The following is a 14,511-nucleotide window of genomic DNA, read 5'->3' as shown; positions in this document are numbered from 1 at the left end:
TGTGTGATCAGGAGGTGAGGGAAAATGCGTTTTCAACAAAAGCGGCCACTTCGGCCGCAGTGGATTTGGCGGTTCGCATGACGCCAATGAGGGTAGCGGACGCAAAACCCGTCCATTCGCCATAACCGACGAGCCACAGGCCTGGAACATCGGCAACCTGCGTGCCAGAAACTCGAACTTTGCCATCGGGGTCGATGATGCCTAGTGCGGCAAGATGTGCCAATGCAGGCCGGAATCCGGTGCACCACACGACAGCGTCGACCACTGAAGAAGAACCGTCGGCCCACACGACGCCATCGCGCGTAAAGCGCGAGAATGGGCGAACCGATTGCAGTACTCCGCGCTCACGCGCCTTGCGCACGGGTGGGACCATGACCACATCACCAAATCCGCCTGGAAGGTCTTCGGGTTGCTCGCCCGACTGCATCGCCTGCCAACGCGCGGTAGCGCGTTCAAATAGAACCCGTCCATCAACGTCATCCGGCAGGAACAGCGGTTCGGTGGACGTCACCCACGTGGTTTGGGCGACCTCGGAAAGTTCTGCAAGGATCTGTGCTCCGGAATTACCGCCGCCAACGACCAACACGCGCTTGCCCGCGTAGGGGGCTGGCGATTGGTAGTGCGCGGAGTGGACCTGTTCGCCACGAAAGATGTCCCGGTCGTCGTACGGAGGGATGAATGGAGCGCTCCAGGTGCCTGTGGCGCTGATCACGGCCTTGGCATGCCAAGCGCCCTTGTCAGTTTCGACGAAAAATCCTGACTCCCGCTTGCTGATGGACGCAACTGCTACAGGCCGCTCCACCGTGAAGCCGTACCGTTGTTCATAGCGCGCGAGGTATTCAATAACCTGATCTCGCGCCGGGTAACCTTGTGTCGGGGGCATAGGCCAGCCGGGCAGGGAGCTCCACTGTGCGGGTGAGAACAGGTGCAACGATTCCCATCCATGCCGCCATGCACCGCCCGGACCCACGCCAGCGTCCAGAAGAATTACCTTCAAAGCGGTACGCCTGAGGAAGTAGGCAACGGCGAGGGCACTCTGGCCACCCCCAATAATGACCACATCCGCATGGCGGTCAGGAGCGATCTCAGACATCAGGCGTCCCTCAGATTTTCAGGGGAAGTGGGCGCTGGAATGCCGCTGCAGCATTCCGCGGTGAGATAGCTCACCAACTCGTTCATCAAATCGATATTCGCGCGGTAGCGCATGTACCGCCCCTCTTGCTCGACGGTGAGTAGACCTGATTGCGTCAGTGCCTTTAGATGAAACGACAGGTTAGTGGGCGGCAGGTTCAATTCCGCCGCGATCTGCCCCGCGACGCAGCCGACTGGGGCGGCGCGCACGAGAAGACGAAAGATGTCCAGGCGAACGCCGGAGGCAAGAGATTCAAAAACGCTTACGGCCGAGGTTTTATTCATTCGTCAATACTACAACAATAATTGAAGTGTTGAGAAGATAAATTTAGACTGTCATCGAATCGTCATATGACAAGCACAATATGTCGATAAATCAAGACATATGGACTTTATATGGAAACCCTCGATTGGCCCTCAGGGCGCCCGCAAGCCATGGTCTCAGCGCTCGCCTCTCCAATCGCCTCGGCAGCGAATGCAGCGGAAGCTGTCTCGGTGTTCACTGCGCTGAGCCACTCGACGCGCTTGGCCATTTTCCGGATGTTGATACGTCAGGAGCCGCGCGGAATGGATGCGGCGCAGATAGCTGCCGTCGTCGGCGGGCCGCGCAGCACGGTGTCGCAACACTTGGCCGGGCTTGCGAGAGCAGGCTTGATCGTCGGCAGTAGAACAGGCGAGGGCGTTCGCTATCGTGCGCGGCTCGGAGGCATCTACGGGCTACTTGAATTCATCCTGGAAGACTGCTGCGCGACACATGCGTGCGGCTGCTTGCCTGACGACGCCGAGCTTGTCATTGGCACGTCGGGACAGGACAGGCAGGAATTGGAGACTGTCATAAACCGTTAATGAATTTGATTCATTATTTCCATAAATCACGACAGACAGATGTGTTGTGACCAGGGAGTCAAACGGACTTCCTCAATGCACCCTCAAGTGGAGAATAAGCATGTTTGCACAGGCCAAAAGATACGCTGCCGGATTGGGCATTTCCTTCGCACTCGGCATGGTTTCAGCTCAGGCCGCGGATATCACCGGCGCCGGATCGACGTTCGTGTACCCGATCCTGTCGAAGTGGTCCGACACTTACAACACCAAGACGGGCAACAAGATCAACTACCAATCGATCGGTTCGGGCGGCGGTATCGCGCAGATCAAGGCTGGTACGGTCGACTTCGGCGCGTCTGACAAGCCCTTGCCCCCCAAGGAACTCGCTGAGGCGGGCTTGGGCCAGTTCCCGGTGGTTATCGGCGGCGTGGTTCCCGTCGTAAACATCGCCGGCATCGAGCCGGGCAAGCTGCGCTTCACCGGTCCCTTGCTCGCTGATATCTATCTGGGCAAGATCGAAAAATGGAATGACAAGGCAATCGCCGACCTGAACCCTGGCGTGAAGCTGCCCGACGCGAAGATCACGGTGGTGCATCGTTCGGACGGCTCGGGCACGACCTTCAATTGGGTCAACTACCTGTCCAAGATCAGCCCGGAATGGCAGACCAAGGTGGGTGAGGGCACGTCCGTGCGGTGGCCCGTTGGTGTGGGCGGCAAGGGCAACGAAGGCGTCGCCGCGTACGTGAAGCAGATCAAGAATTCGATCGGTTACGTTGAACTCGCGTACGCGCTGCAAAACAAGATGTCTTACGCGGCCGTCAAGAACTCGGACGGCAAGTTTGTCGTGCCCAGCGACAAGACGTTCCAATCCGCTGCCGCGCACGCCGACTGGAAGAACTCGCAGGATTTCCATCTGGTGATCACCAACGCGCCGGGTGACGACGCCTGGCCCATCGCGGCAACGGTGTTTGTCATGATGTACAAGCAGCCCAAGGACGCAGCGCGTACGGCCGCCACGCTGGACTTCTTCAAGTGGGCCCTGGAAAACGGCCAGCACGAAGCCGAGGCATTGGACTACGTGCCGCTGCCCAAGGAACTGGTTGCCCAGATCGAAGGCTACTGGGCCGCGCAGATCAAGCGTTGATCCCAGGGAGTCGGTCTCGCCCGGCGGCGCCTGCAGGATCGGCGCCGCCGGGCGAGACCGACGGCCAATTGGCTGCGTTCTTACAGGTTGACGTAAATGTCGAATAATCCGGGTCTTAACCCCGCGCTGGATTTCCAGGCCGAAGAGTCGCGATCGCGCCGCGATGCGTCTTCGGACAAGGTCTTTCGCCGCATTGTTGCCGTAGCCGGCATTTTTGTATTGGTGTCGCTGAGCGGGGCCGCGCTATCCATGCTGTGGGGAGGCAGGCTCGCCTTCAGCACCTTTGGGTTCGAATTTCTCTGGTCCAGTGATTGGGATGCGGTCAATCACAAGTTTGGCGCGTTGGTGCCGATCTACGGAACCTTGGTGACGGCGTTCATTGCGATGCTGATCGCGGTACCGGTCAGCTTCGGTATTGCGTATTACCTGACTGAAGTCGCGCCCAAGTGGCTGCGCCAGCCGGTAGCGTCGGCGATCGAACTGCTGGCGGGCATCCCGTCCATCATCTACGGCATGTGGGGCCTCTTCGTCTTCGTGCCGGTGATGGCTGAATACGTCAATCCGTGGCTTGACGAACACATCGGCACGCTGCCCTTCATCGGCGTGCTTTTTTCCGGTCCACCCCTGGGCATGGGCATGCTGACGGCCGGCATCGTGCTGGCCATCATGGTGGTGCCGTTCATCACATCCGTCATGCGGGAAGTGTTCCTGACGGTGCCTCGCCCATTGAAAGAGTCCGCCTACGCCCTGGGTTCCACCACCTGGGAAGTCGTCTGGAACATCGTCTTGCCACACACGCGCTCGGCGGTGATCGGCGGCGTATTCCTGGGGCTGGGCAGGGCGTTGGGCGAAACCATGGCGGTGACCTTTGTATTGGGTAACGCGCACCGGCTGACGCCCTCGTTGCTGGAGCCGGGCAATTCCATTGCGGCCACCATCGCTAACGAGTTCACCGAAGCCGACTCGGACATTTACCTGTCGTCGTTGATCGCCCTGGGCTTCCTGCTGTTTGTCGTGACTTTCGTTGTGCTGGCCATTGCCAAACTGATGCTCAACCGCCTCAACCGTCAGGAGGGAAGGCTATGACCCCGCAAGGCCTGCGTCTGCAACGCATGCGTACCGCGCGAAATCTGGTGTCGGTAGCGCTGTCGATGGCTGCGACCCTGTTTGGGCTGTTTTGGTTGATCTGGATCCTGTGGACCACGGCAACCAAGGGCTTCGCCGCGCTCAAGTGGGACCTGATCTTCAAGATGACGCCGCCGCCTGGCGCCGATGGGGGCTTGGCAAACGCCTTGTTTGGCAGCCTGTTGATGAGTGTGGTCGCAATTCTGCTCGGAACCCCCATCGGGATTGCCGCCGGAACGTACCTGGCGGAATACGTGAACCGCCATCGGATCGGCGCGGTGATCCGCTTCGTGAACGACATCCTGCTTTCTGCGCCTTCCATCGTGTTGGGCCTGTTCGTCTACGAACTGGTCGTCCGGCAAACGGGGCATTTCTCCGGCTGGGCGGGCGCCATCGCGTTGGCATTCATCGTTCTGCCGGTTGTGGTCCGTACCACCGACGAAATGCTGCAACTGGTGCCCAGCCAAATGCGCGAGGCTGCGCTGGCATTGGGGGTGCCCCAATGGAAAGTGACGGTTCAGGTCTTGTTCCGGGCGGCGTTGCCGGGCATCACAACCGGCGTGCTGTTGGCCCTGGCGCGCATCAGTGGTGAAACCGCGCCCTTGCTTTTCACGGCGTTGAACAACCAATACTGGAACGCGGACCTGAGCGCGCCGATGGCCAGCGTGCCCGCCGTCATTTTCCAATATGCAATGAGCCCCTACGAAAGCTGGCATGCGTTGGCCTGGGCTGGTGCCTTCGTCGTCACGATGTTCGTGCTCCTCCTGAGCCTGCTATCCCGCGCTATCTTGTCACGCAACAAGGTGAATCATGACTGAATTTGCTTTCCCGTCATCGGTATTGAACTCCTCGGCGGCCGGGGCCATTGCGGCCCGCAGCGCCTCCCTGGACAATCCGGCCACCGCGACGCAGCCTAAAGTGGTGACTCGCGACCTGTGCTTCTATTACAAGGGTGTCCAGGCGCTGAACAACGTCAATATCGAACTGGCTTCCAATCGCGTTACCGCGCTGATCGGCCCGTCCGGTTGCGGCAAGTCGACCCTTTTGCGTATCTTCAATCGTATCTACGCGATTTATCCAGGGTTGGAAGCGCGCGGCGAGGTTTTGCTCGACAACCAAAACATTCTGGACCCCGAGTATTCGATCAACCGCTTGCGTAGCAAGGTGGGGATGGTGTTCCAGAAACCGGTCCCGTTTCCGATGTCGATCTATGACAACGTCGCCTACGCAATCCGGCACTACGACCGCTTGCCCAAGGCCGAGATGGACGTCAGGGTGGAAGCGGCCTTGCGCAACGCCGCGCTCTGGGACGAGGTCAAGGACAAGCTGGAGCAGAACGCGCTGGGGCTGTCGGGCGGCCAGCAACAGCGGCTATGCATCGCCCGCGCAATTGCCCTGAGCCCCGACGTGTTGCTGCTGGATGAACCGACTTCCGCACTGGACCCGATCTCCACCGCAAAGATCGAACAGCTGATTGCCGAGCTGAAGAAGGACTACACCGTCCTGATCGTGACGCACAACATGCAACAGGCTGCGCGTTGCTCTGACTACACCGGGTTCATGTGCGCCGGCGAACTGGTCGAGATGGGCCGGACCGACGACCTGTTCACCAAACCGAAGCGTGAACAGACTTCCGACTACATCACCGGCCGCTTCGGCTAGCCATCACCCGCGACCCTACATTAGGGTTTACAGCTTTCTACTATTCCACTACAGTCGAACAATGGAAATGAAAGATGCTGTCAAAGCCCTCGCCGCGATCGGGCATGAATCGCGCCTTGCCGTCTACCGCCTGCTGGTCCAGGCGGGGCCGGAAGGTCTGCCTGCCGGCCAACTGTCCGAAAAGACGGGCATCCCCCCCTCATCGCTTTCTTTTCACTTGAAAGAGCTGGTGCATGCCGGCTTGTTGACGTCGCGGCAGGAAGGAAGGTTTGTCATCTATGAAGCTCGATTCGAGTCGATGGCGGAACTGTTGGCCTACCTGACTGATAACTGCTGCGGCGGCCAACCTTGTGCCCCGACAAGCGTCACCGCTTGTGACCCACCTGCAGCCGCTCGCGCGCGGCGCGTGAACAACCTCTCTTGAAGAGTCCGCATCATGACCGAGAAAGTCTATAACGTTCTATTTTTGTGCACCGGCAATTCGGCGCGCAGCATCATGGCGGAAGCCTTGCTCAATACGCTGGGGAAGGGCCGCTTCCATGCGTACAGCGCGGGCAGCTATCCGGGTGGCACCGTGAATCCGTTCGCGATCGAGCGGATTCAAGTGCTGAACTACCCGACGGACCAACTGCGCAGCAAAAGCTGGGACGAATTCGCCGCGCCGGACGCACCCCAGATGGATTTCATCATCACCGTGTGCGACAACGCCGCCGGCGAAGTCTGCCCGGTCTGGCCAGGCCAGCCGATCTCTGCCCATTGGGGCTTCGAAGATCCCGCCGCCGCCGAGGGCACCGATGAAGTGAAGCGCCGCGTCTTCGAAAAAATCTTTCGGCAGATCTCCGCCCGCATCAATATTTTTGCCAACCTGCCCATCGCGGCCCTGGATAAGGCAGCGATCCATCGCGAGTTGAAGCAGATTGGTGAAAGCAAGCCGGCCGAGTAATGCCGGGCTAATGCTCATGCCGCCTGTCCATGGGCCATTTTTTTTGACGGACATTTCGAAAATTCTTGGAGCGTCAAAATGAAAACCATACAGATATTTGACCCGGCCCTGTGCTGCAGCACAGGCGTGTGTGGCGTGGACGTGGATCAGGCCTTGGTAACGAGCGCGGCCGATATCGATTGGGCGAAGCGGCAAGGCGCAAACATCGAGCGGGTGAACCTGGCCCAACAACCGCTGGAGTTCGCGCAGAACGCGGTGGTCAGCGCGTTTCTGACGCGTTCAGGCGCCGAAGCGCTTCCTTTGACCTTGGTTGATAACGAGATTGCGTTGGCCGGCAGATACCCCACGCGCGAGGAACTCGTGCGATGGACAGGTATCGAAGCCCCCGCCGACGCCAAACCGCAGTCGGGTTGTTGCGGCGGCAATCGCACCTGCTAAGGGGACGGCCATGAACTTTCTAAATGCAGCTCCCCGGTTTTTCTTCTTTACCGGCAAAGGCGGGGTCGGCAAGACCTCGCTGGCTTGCGCGGCGGCCGTCTTGCTGGCGGAGCAGGGCAGGCGAGTGCTGTTGGTCAGCACCGATCCCGCATCGAACGTGGGCCAGGTATTCGGCGTTGACATCGGCAACCACATCACCGCGATTGCCGCCGTGCGCAACCTGTCGGCGCTGGAAATTGACCCGCAAGGCGCGGCCCAACAGTACCGGGACCGAATCGTGAACCCGGTGCGCGGCGTCTTGCCCGACGATGTGGTGCGGGGCATTGAAGAATCCTTGTCGGGCGCCTGCACCACGGAGATTGCGGCGTTTGACGAGTTCACCTCTTTGCTGACGGACTCAAGCCTGACGTCGGACTTCGATCACGTCATTTTCGACACGGCGCCCACCGGGCATACCATCCGCCTGCTGCAGTTGCCGGGAGCCTGGAGCAGCTTTCTGGACGCTGGCCAAGGCGATGCGTCATGCCTGGGGCCGCTGGCCGGCCTGGAAAAGCAACGTTCCCAGTACCGCGAAGCGGTCGCGGCGTTGGCGGACCCGCAACGCACGCGCCTGGTGCTGGTCGCGCGCGCGCAGCGGGCCACGCTGGAAGAGGCCGCGCGGACCAGCCTGGAGTTGGCGGGCATCGGGCTGTTGCAGCAGCACCTGGTCATTAATGGTGTCCTGCCTGCCGCGGCCGTCCAGCATGACGATCTGGCCGCGGCCGTCTATGCCCGAGAGCAGGCAGCCATCGAAGCCATGCCCGCACCGCTTGTGGCCTTGCCCAAGGACCAGGTCACCTTGAAAGCCTTCAACGTCGTTGGGCTGGAAGCCTTGCGCCACCTGCTCACCGACGCCGCGCTTGATGCCGACGAGCCGAACCGTGTTGACGTTCCCAAGATCGAAGCCCCTGATCTGGCATCGCTGGTTGATGGCATTGCCGCCGACGGGCACGGCCTGGTCATGGTGATGGGCAAGGGCGGCGTGGGCAAAACCACGCTGGCCGCGGCGATCGCGGTCAACCTTGCGGAACGCGGCCTGGCGGTGCACCTGACCACGTCGGATCCCGCGGCGCATCTGGCACGCACGCTGGAAGGCACGCTACCCAATCTGACGGTCAGCCGCATTGACCCGCGAGTCGAAACCGAGCGCTACCAGCAGCACGTATTGGCGACCAAAGGCGCCAAGCTGGACGCGCACGGCAAGGCCTTGCTGGAAGAGGATTTGCGTTCGCCATGCACCGAGGAAATTGCCGTGTTCGGCGCGTTTTCCCGCATCGTGCGCGAGGCCGGCACCAAGTTCGTCATCATGGATACCGCGCCCACCGGCCACACCTTGCTGCTGCTGGATGCAACCGGCGCCTATCACCGGGACATCGCCCGCCAGATGTCGGGCAGCAATGTCCACTACACCACGCCGATGATGCAATTGCAGGACCCCACGCAGACCAAGGTGTTGCTGGTCACCCTGGCGGAGACCACGCCCGTGCTGGAAGCCGCCAATCTTCAGGAAGACCTGCGCCGCGCCGGCATCGAGCCCTGGGCCTGGCTGGTCAATAGCAGCATCGCCGCGGCGGGGCCGACATCGGCCTTGCTACGCCAACGCGCCTTCAATGAACTGCGCGAAATGGACGGCATCGCCAAGCAACACGCGAAGCGATACGCCGTCGTGCCATTGCTGAAGACCGAACCCGTCGGCATCGAGCGCCTGCGGCAATTGGCCAGCCACCATCATGACGCCGCGCCAAGCCTTGCGTAGTTACCCACGTATTGACCCTTTATCGCTTCAACCTTCAATCCACAAATAAAAAGAGTTCGCCCAATGTTTGCTGCAATAGCAATTTTTGTTCTAACGCTCGTGCTCGTGATCTGGCAGCCCCGTGGCCTGGGGATCGGGTGGAGCGCCAGTTTGGGCGCGGTCGTTGCGCTTATCGCCGGCGTGGTGCACATCGGCGACATCCCGGTGGTGTGGAATATTGTCTGGAACGCCACCGCCACCTTTATTGCCGTCATCATCATCAGCCTGTTGCTGGACGAGGCGGGCTTTTTTGAATGGGCTGCGTTGCATGTGGCACGATGGGGCAAAGGTAGCGGCCGGGCGTTGTTCGCGCTGATCGTCTTGCTGGGCGCGGCGGTCGCTGCGCTCTTTGCGAACGACGGCGCCGCGCTGATCCTGACTCCCATCGTCATGGCCATGTTGCTGGCGCTGGGCTTCAGCCCCGCCGCCACCTTGGCCTTCGTGATGGCGGCAGGCTTCATCGCGGATACCGCCAGCTTGCCGTTGATTGTGTCCAATCTGGTGAATATCGTTTCCGCCGACTTCTTCGACATCGGCTTCAACCGTTATGCCGCGGTGATGGTGCCTGTCAATTTCGTTGCGGTGGCAGCGACCTTGGCGGTGCTGATGCTGTATTTTCGCAAAAGCATTCCCGCGCGGTACGACGCTGGCCAGCTCAAGCAGCCCGTGGCTGCCATCCGCGACGCGGGTACCTTTCGCGCCGGCTGGGTCGTGCTGGTGTTACTGCTGATCGGTTTTTTCGGCCTGGAGCCACTGGGCGTGCCAGTTAGCGCCGTGGCGGCCGCCGGCGCGGCAATCCTTCTGCTGGTTGCGGGCCGTGGCCATATCATTAGCACCCGCAAGGTCATACGCGAAGCCCCGTGGCAGATCGTTATCTTCTCGTTGGGGATGTACCTGGTCGTTTACGGCCTGCGCAACGCCGGGCTGACCCAATATCTGGCTGATCTGCTGAGCGGGTTCGCGGAGCAGGGGATCTGGACTGCCACGATCGGTACGGGCCTGGTGGCGGCATTCCTGTCGTCCATCATGAATAACATGCCGACCGTGCTGGTAGGCGCCTTGTCGATTGATGCCAGCCAGGCCAGTGGCGTTGTCAGGGAAGCGATGGTCTACGCCAATGTGATCGGGAGCGATCTGGGGCCGAAGATCACCCCGATCGGGAGCCTGGCGACTTTGCTTTGGCTGCATGTGCTGGAACGCAAAGGCACCGTGATCTCGTGGGGCTATTACTTCAAAGTTGGCATTGTGCTGACGCTGCCGGTGCTTCTGGTGACGCTGGCTGTATTGGCAATAAGGCTAGGGTAAAGAAAGTCTGGGTGCATGCATGTCAGATGAAGACCGCTTCTGGTCGGTCGCAGACCTTACCGGCCGTTCGCTCCCGACCGAGGCTGTGTGAAAACTCTTCACGGCTCTCACTAATTAAAATTGGCCAACCCGTTTGAGCGAGATGGCGATGAAGCGATTCATCGAAGGCGAAGTCCGAACCCAGGTCACATTATTGCCAGAATGCCTGGACGACTACATCGACGAGGACAATCCGATACGGATTGTCGATGTCTTCGTCGATGAGATTGATCTCCTGTCGCTCGGTTTTAGTGGCGTCGATCCTGCTGCTACGGGTCGGCCCGCCTATCACCCCGCCGTTCTGCTGAAGCTCTATATCTACGGGTACCTTAACCGTATCCAGTCCAGTCGTCGTTTGGAGCGGGAAGCCCAACGCAATATTGAGTTGATGTGGCTGATTGGCCGGCTGGCTCCACACTTCAAGACTATCGCCGACTTCCGCCGCAACAACGGCGTCGGCATACGCAATGTCTGCAAACGCTTTATCGCCATGTGCAGGCAATTGAAGATCTTCTCGCAAGCCATGGTTGCCATCGACGGCATCAAGTTTAAAGCAGTCAACAGTCGCGACCGCAACGTGACTCCAGGCAAAATCGACCGGCGCCAGGAACAGATCGAACAGAGCATTCAGCGTTACCTTGATGCACTGGCGACCGCCGACCGCACCCAGCCAGCGGAAGCCGAGGCCAAGACCGATCGGCTACGGGAGAAAATACGAAAGTTGCGCGAACAGATGCAGCAACTCGACGGGATGAAGGAGCAGTTAAAGAGCCTGCCCGACGGACAGATATCCCTCACAGATCCCGACGCGCGCTCAATGATGTCCCAAGCCACGGGGTCAGGCCTGGTCGGCTACAACGTCCAGACTGCTGTTGACGCAGAGCACCACATGATTGTTGCGCACGAGGTGACGAACATAGGCAACGATCGTGCGCAGCTAAGCAAGATGGCGAGTGCTGCCGGTGAAGAAATGGGGCACCAGAACTTGCAAGCATTCGCGGATCGGGGCTACTTCAATGGCCCAGAGATCAAGGCCTGCGAGGATGCTGGAATAGCGGTATTTGTACCCAAGCCAATGACATCGAACGCCAAGGCGGAGGGGAGATTCGACAAGACCGACTTCATATATATCGCGCAGGACGACGAATATCAGTGCCCGGCAGGCGAGCGCGCGATCCATAGATTCGCTACGGTGGAGAAGGGACTTGATCTGCACATTTACTGGCCCAGCGCTTGCCCCCGATGCCCGCTCAAACAACAGTGCACGACCAGCAGCTATCGACGTATCCGCCGATGGGAGCATGAAGATGTGTTGGAGCGAGTTCAGGAACGTCTTGATCGTAAGCCCGACGCGATGACGTTGCGGCGCCGCACCGTCGAGCACGTATTCGGCACGCTGAAACACTGGATGGGTTCAACACACTTCCTGACCCGGACGTTGGCGCATGTGAGTACCGAGATGAGCCTGTATGTGCTTGCCTATAACCTCAAGCGGCTAATGCGCGTTTTGGGTATCGCGGGAACGATGAAAGCAATGAGATCGGTGGGGGCATGAGCCTTTTTAAACGCTGATGAGCCTCCCAGCTACGACTAGGCACGAGAAAAGCACGAGGGGGCCGATCAATATATGACTGGATGACGCTGCACGTGCAATGAAGCTCTTGAGCCCGAGCACTCGGCATATTCCTGCATCGCATGCGTTTCCACACAGCCTCGACCCGTTGCGGACACTCAGTCGGCGTAAAGTGGCTCATGGCCCCATCGACTGAATACGTCGACCAGGTCCCGACGCTCGGCATAGAGAGCCTTCATGTGGCGCAAATGCAGCAGGAAGTTCCCGTCGGAAATAAACTCCGTAACAGTCATCGGGATGGTTGGGCCCTAGTTGCTCCAAATTAAATGGGGGCTCCTGTCAGCGTGCAAATTGCAACGGGGATCGCGTTTCCATGATCTGGCATCCGCACCGCCCATGGATAGGGTACGGGGTCTGTACGTTCGTATTGGTACACGAGTAGTTCCGGCATCAAGCGCTCGTCGTAAGTCGTACCCAATCGAATTGCCAAGCTCGCAGGAGAAGCCAATACGAGATGGATTCGCCTGATGCCCTTTTCCATCAACTGTTGGATCGCGTCTCTGAACGACGCGGCGATTGCCCGTTGCTTCTCTTCAGACCAATAAACATCTGTGCGTAAAAGTACCGCTTGCAGATGGGAAACGGAAATACCGGGGAACGCTTTTCTTACGGCAGGTATGTCCACCGGATAAGAGAGCGAAACCGCCAGAACTACTTCGTCTTGATTCAACGTAAGTTCGCTGACATCTAACGGTAGCGTTCGATGACTGTCGTCCGGGCCATCAATTCCGCGCCAATGGCCAGTATTTCGATCCCAGTCGTAAATCGCGATTCTAGACTCATCCTCTAACAGCATTCCGGCCAAAAATAATGCTGGGACCGCTGCGAGGCCGCCTACCGCAACGGAAACGTCGCTACTGTCGCGACCGGCGGAAAGCGTTTCCACTGAAGATCTAAGTGTCGAGAGCTTTTGAAGAAGAAGTTTTGGACTCACTCGTTCACCTTCCGCACTCGGTCTGAAGTCGAGCAACACCCAATTTCGATTGCTGGGTAGCGGGCCAAGGTCCGCATCTTTCGCTGGCGTATCAGGACTTAAATGGAGTCCTCTGAGCTCAACCACAATGGCAATCTGACGCGAGTTCTTCCTCGACTCGCGCCAAAAATCGAGTAGGTAAACGACTAGTCCAATTGCGATGAGAAGGGCGCCAATACAATAAGCGAAGTTTGATAGAATTGAGAAACGCTGTCGCCCGTTGAAACAGCGAATGACCACTCCGCGTCGGAGCTTCGATACGAGAGCTTCGCGATCCAGCTCACGCCAATTGTCGCCAAAATTATGGCTACCCCAAATCCAACCAGCCTGGGTCCAAACGTCCGCGGCCGATAGAAAACGTAGTCAATGAGACGACTGAAGAATTTATGAATGAGTTGTCTCATGGTACCTACTTAACATTAACGACAAAAGCGCCGCTGCGTGCTGCCAAATGGCGGTTCTTGACGATAAAACACTCTATGGTGTGTGATCCAACATACGCGGCGTCTTCTTTATGAGTAATGTCCCCGCGCTCCACCTTGCCTTGGTCGAATCCTCCTCGGAGTTTTCCCGCAGCAGTAGCTTCGGCCCCCGTATTTACGACCTGCCAGTACACTTCATATGGTTGCGGTATGTCAGTTGTCACTTGAAAACTCAAGGAAGCCCCTTTGACTAGCGGCTGGCCGTTCGAATGCAAGCGCATGGGCCTGGAAAATCCTTGACCCGTCCATGTGACTTTAGAGATCGACACGCTTCCGACCTGTCCTTTGGGCCACGGTGCCGACTGCTTGTGAGCGGCGGCGAAAAGGTTAACGGCAGCACCATAGATTCTTGCGAGACTGGTCGATCGTCTGCCTGCCCCTCCGCTTGCGGCGCGGGCTTGACGTTCGCCGAACGACTGGCTAGCTGCCTCGACAATTCTCTGAGGGTTTTGCTGCGCGGCGATTAAGGAAATGTCTTCGCGGACTTTGCGAAGCCAGGCATAAAAGCTTGCGCGCTTCTCCGGCGCATTTTGCCAACGATCAGCAAAATTTTCTTGCGGATCTGTAGGATTGCAGATCCGCACATTGCCCGCCGGATCAAAGGAAATGTGTGACTCCATCCTTTGGAGAATTCCTAATACGGCTTCTACGGCAGTTCTTTCGCCAAAGTAGGACAGGCCAGCCAGCGTTGTAATAATGACCGAAATCGGCTTGTGCTCAGGCCTTCCCGCGAACATGACATCGCGGTGCCGCTTTAGAATCTGCACCGCTTGTTGTAGTGGAGTCTTGACTGCGTACGACGGGATTTCTTCAACGTTGGCTTGGGCCTCTAGGGCCATGGCGGCTCTGATTTGACGATAGTTAATCGCCATCCTTGAACGAAACCACTTGGTATAGCCCCTAGGATTGGAATGTGGCCATTGCGCGGTAATGGACTGAATCACACCGGGTTTCGTGGAGGCCTCAACTCTTGAGAG

Annotated in this window: 15 protein-coding genes; 11 read left to right on the top strand and 4 right to left on the bottom strand. The window is 58.8% G+C overall.

Features of this window, described 5'->3' with window-relative positions:
* Nucleotides 1-7: 7 nt before the first annotated feature.
* The gene (locus tag KYT87_RS21675) at nucleotides 8-1,093 is read right to left on the bottom strand and encodes an ArsO family NAD(P)H-dependent flavin-containing monooxygenase (RefSeq protein ID WP_088590554.1); all 1,086 of its coding nucleotides are present in this window, start codon (nucleotides 1,091-1,093) and stop codon (nucleotides 8-10) included.
* The gene (locus tag KYT87_RS21670) at nucleotides 1,093-1,416 is read right to left on the bottom strand and encodes a helix-turn-helix transcriptional regulator (protein ID WP_088590555.1); all 324 of its coding nucleotides are present in this window, start codon (nucleotides 1,414-1,416) and stop codon (nucleotides 1,093-1,095) included. Before KYT87_RS21670 ends, KYT87_RS21675 begins: the two co-directional genes overlap by 1 nt.
* A 111-nt stretch (nucleotides 1,417-1,527) precedes the next feature.
* Here KYT87_RS21670 and KYT87_RS21665 point away from each other — a divergent pair, with 111 nt between their 5' ends.
* The 11 genes from KYT87_RS21665 to KYT87_RS21615 all read left to right on the top strand — a co-directional run bounded on the left by KYT87_RS21665 (nucleotide 1,528) and on the right by KYT87_RS21615 (nucleotide 12,001).
* Entirely contained in the window at nucleotides 1,528-1,977 is a 450-nt protein-coding gene (locus tag KYT87_RS21665) for a helix-turn-helix transcriptional regulator (RefSeq protein ID WP_219990828.1), read from the top strand.
* Between the two features lie 100 nt (nucleotides 1,978-2,077).
* Nucleotides 2,078-3,100, top strand: a complete 1,023-nt coding sequence (pstS, locus tag KYT87_RS21660; protein WP_088590557.1) for a phosphate ABC transporter substrate-binding protein PstS — start codon at nucleotides 2,078-2,080, stop codon at nucleotides 3,098-3,100.
* Nucleotides 3,101-3,196: 96 nt separating this feature from the next.
* Nucleotides 3,197-4,186, top strand: coding sequence for a phosphate ABC transporter permease subunit PstC (gene pstC / locus KYT87_RS21655; protein ID WP_088590558.1), 990 nt, complete (start codon nucleotides 3,197-3,199; stop codon nucleotides 4,184-4,186).
* Nucleotides 4,183-5,043 (top strand): phosphate ABC transporter permease PstA, encoded by an 861-nt coding sequence (gene pstA / locus KYT87_RS21650; protein WP_088590559.1) that lies wholly within the window; start codon nucleotides 4,183-4,185, stop codon nucleotides 5,041-5,043. The genes pstC and pstA overlap by 4 nt, the downstream gene beginning before the upstream one ends.
* A gap of 67 nt (nucleotides 5,044-5,110) precedes the next feature.
* Nucleotides 5,111-5,887, top strand: coding sequence for a phosphate ABC transporter ATP-binding protein PstB (pstB, locus tag KYT87_RS21645; protein WP_191295212.1), 777 nt, complete (start codon nucleotides 5,111-5,113; stop codon nucleotides 5,885-5,887).
* A gap of 61 nt (nucleotides 5,888-5,948) precedes the next feature.
* The gene (locus KYT87_RS21640; RefSeq protein WP_165867852.1) at nucleotides 5,949-6,311 is read left to right on the top strand and encodes a helix-turn-helix transcriptional regulator; all 363 of its coding nucleotides are present in this window, start codon (nucleotides 5,949-5,951) and stop codon (nucleotides 6,309-6,311) included.
* A 12-nt stretch (nucleotides 6,312-6,323) separates the two neighbouring features.
* Nucleotides 6,324-6,830 carry an arsenate reductase ArsC gene (locus KYT87_RS21635; RefSeq protein WP_102773550.1) on the top strand — a complete coding sequence of 169 codons (507 nt, stop codon included), beginning with the start codon at nucleotides 6,324-6,326 and terminating at the stop codon, nucleotides 6,828-6,830.
* 78 nt (nucleotides 6,831-6,908) lie between these two features.
* Complete coding sequence (arsD, locus tag KYT87_RS21630) at nucleotides 6,909-7,268, top strand: arsenite efflux transporter metallochaperone ArsD (RefSeq protein ID WP_088590562.1); 360 nt, start codon at nucleotides 6,909-6,911, stop codon at nucleotides 7,266-7,268.
* A gap of 10 nt (nucleotides 7,269-7,278) precedes the next feature.
* Entirely contained in the window at nucleotides 7,279-9,063 is a 1,785-nt protein-coding gene (arsA, locus tag KYT87_RS21625; protein WP_088590563.1) for an arsenical pump-driving ATPase, read from the top strand.
* A 63-nt stretch (nucleotides 9,064-9,126) separates the two neighbouring features.
* On the top strand, nucleotides 9,127-10,407 hold the full coding sequence (locus tag KYT87_RS21620) for an arsenic transporter (RefSeq protein WP_088590564.1): 1,281 nt from the start codon (nucleotides 9,127-9,129) through the stop codon (nucleotides 10,405-10,407).
* 148 nt (nucleotides 10,408-10,555) lie between these two features.
* Nucleotides 10,556-12,001, top strand: a complete 1,446-nt coding sequence (locus KYT87_RS21615; protein WP_088590574.1) for an IS1182 family transposase — start codon at nucleotides 10,556-10,558, stop codon at nucleotides 11,999-12,001.
* A 340-nt stretch (nucleotides 12,002-12,341) separates the two neighbouring features.
* Here the strand turns inward: KYT87_RS21615 and KYT87_RS21610 are convergent, their stop codons facing one another.
* Both KYT87_RS21610 and KYT87_RS21605 read right to left on the bottom strand, forming a co-directional pair.
* Nucleotides 12,342-13,292, bottom strand: a complete 951-nt coding sequence (locus KYT87_RS21610) for an SAVED domain-containing protein (protein WP_255593411.1) — start codon at nucleotides 13,290-13,292, stop codon at nucleotides 12,342-12,344.
* Between the two features lie 169 nt (nucleotides 13,293-13,461).
* On the bottom strand, nucleotides 13,462-14,478 hold the full coding sequence (locus KYT87_RS21605) for a hypothetical protein (RefSeq protein ID WP_219990826.1): 1,017 nt from the start codon (nucleotides 14,476-14,478) through the stop codon (nucleotides 13,462-13,464).
* Between the last annotated feature and the right edge of the window lie 33 nt (nucleotides 14,479-14,511).

This window comes from Achromobacter sp. ES-001 (assembly GCF_019448355.1).
GTDB lineage: Bacteria > Pseudomonadota > Gammaproteobacteria > Burkholderiales > Burkholderiaceae_B > Achromobacter > Achromobacter spanius_B.
Note: the sequence above shows the minus strand (reverse complement) of the source record. Positions and strands in the feature narration are given on the sequence as shown.

Bases quoted from the DNA above. Each gene is read 5' to 3' on its own strand.
- pstS (WP_088590557.1), top strand. From the start codon at position 2,078: ATGTTTGCACAGGCCAAAAGATACGCTGCCGGATTGGGCATTTCCTTC.
- pstA (WP_088590559.1), top strand. From the start codon at position 4,183: ATGACCCCGCAAGGCCTGCGTCTGCAACGCATGCGTACCGCGCGAAAT.
- KYT87_RS21640 (WP_165867852.1), top strand. From the start codon at position 5,949: ATGGAAATGAAAGATGCTGTCAAAGCCCTCGCCGCGATCGGGCATGAA.
- arsD (WP_088590562.1), top strand. From the start codon at position 6,909: ATGAAAACCATACAGATATTTGACCCGGCCCTGTGCTGCAGCACAGGC.
- KYT87_RS21620 (WP_088590564.1), top strand. From the start codon at position 9,127: ATGTTTGCTGCAATAGCAATTTTTGTTCTAACGCTCGTGCTCGTGATC.
- pstC (WP_088590558.1), top strand. From the start codon at position 3,197: ATGTCGAATAATCCGGGTCTTAACCCCGCGCTGGATTTCCAGGCCGAA.
- KYT87_RS21665 (WP_219990828.1), top strand. From the start codon at position 1,528: ATGGAAACCCTCGATTGGCCCTCAGGGCGCCCGCAAGCCATGGTCTCA.
- KYT87_RS21615 (WP_088590574.1), top strand. From the start codon at position 10,556: ATGAAGCGATTCATCGAAGGCGAAGTCCGAACCCAGGTCACATTATTG.
- KYT87_RS21635 (WP_102773550.1), top strand. From the start codon at position 6,324: ATGACCGAGAAAGTCTATAACGTTCTATTTTTGTGCACCGGCAATTCG.
- KYT87_RS21675 (WP_088590554.1), bottom strand. From the start codon at position 1,093: ATGTCTGAGATCGCTCCTGACCGCCATGCGGATGTGGTCATTATTGGG.
- arsA (WP_088590563.1), top strand. From the start codon at position 7,279: ATGAACTTTCTAAATGCAGCTCCCCGGTTTTTCTTCTTTACCGGCAAA.
- KYT87_RS21670 (WP_088590555.1), bottom strand. From the start codon at position 1,416: ATGAATAAAACCTCGGCCGTAAGCGTTTTTGAATCTCTTGCCTCCGGC.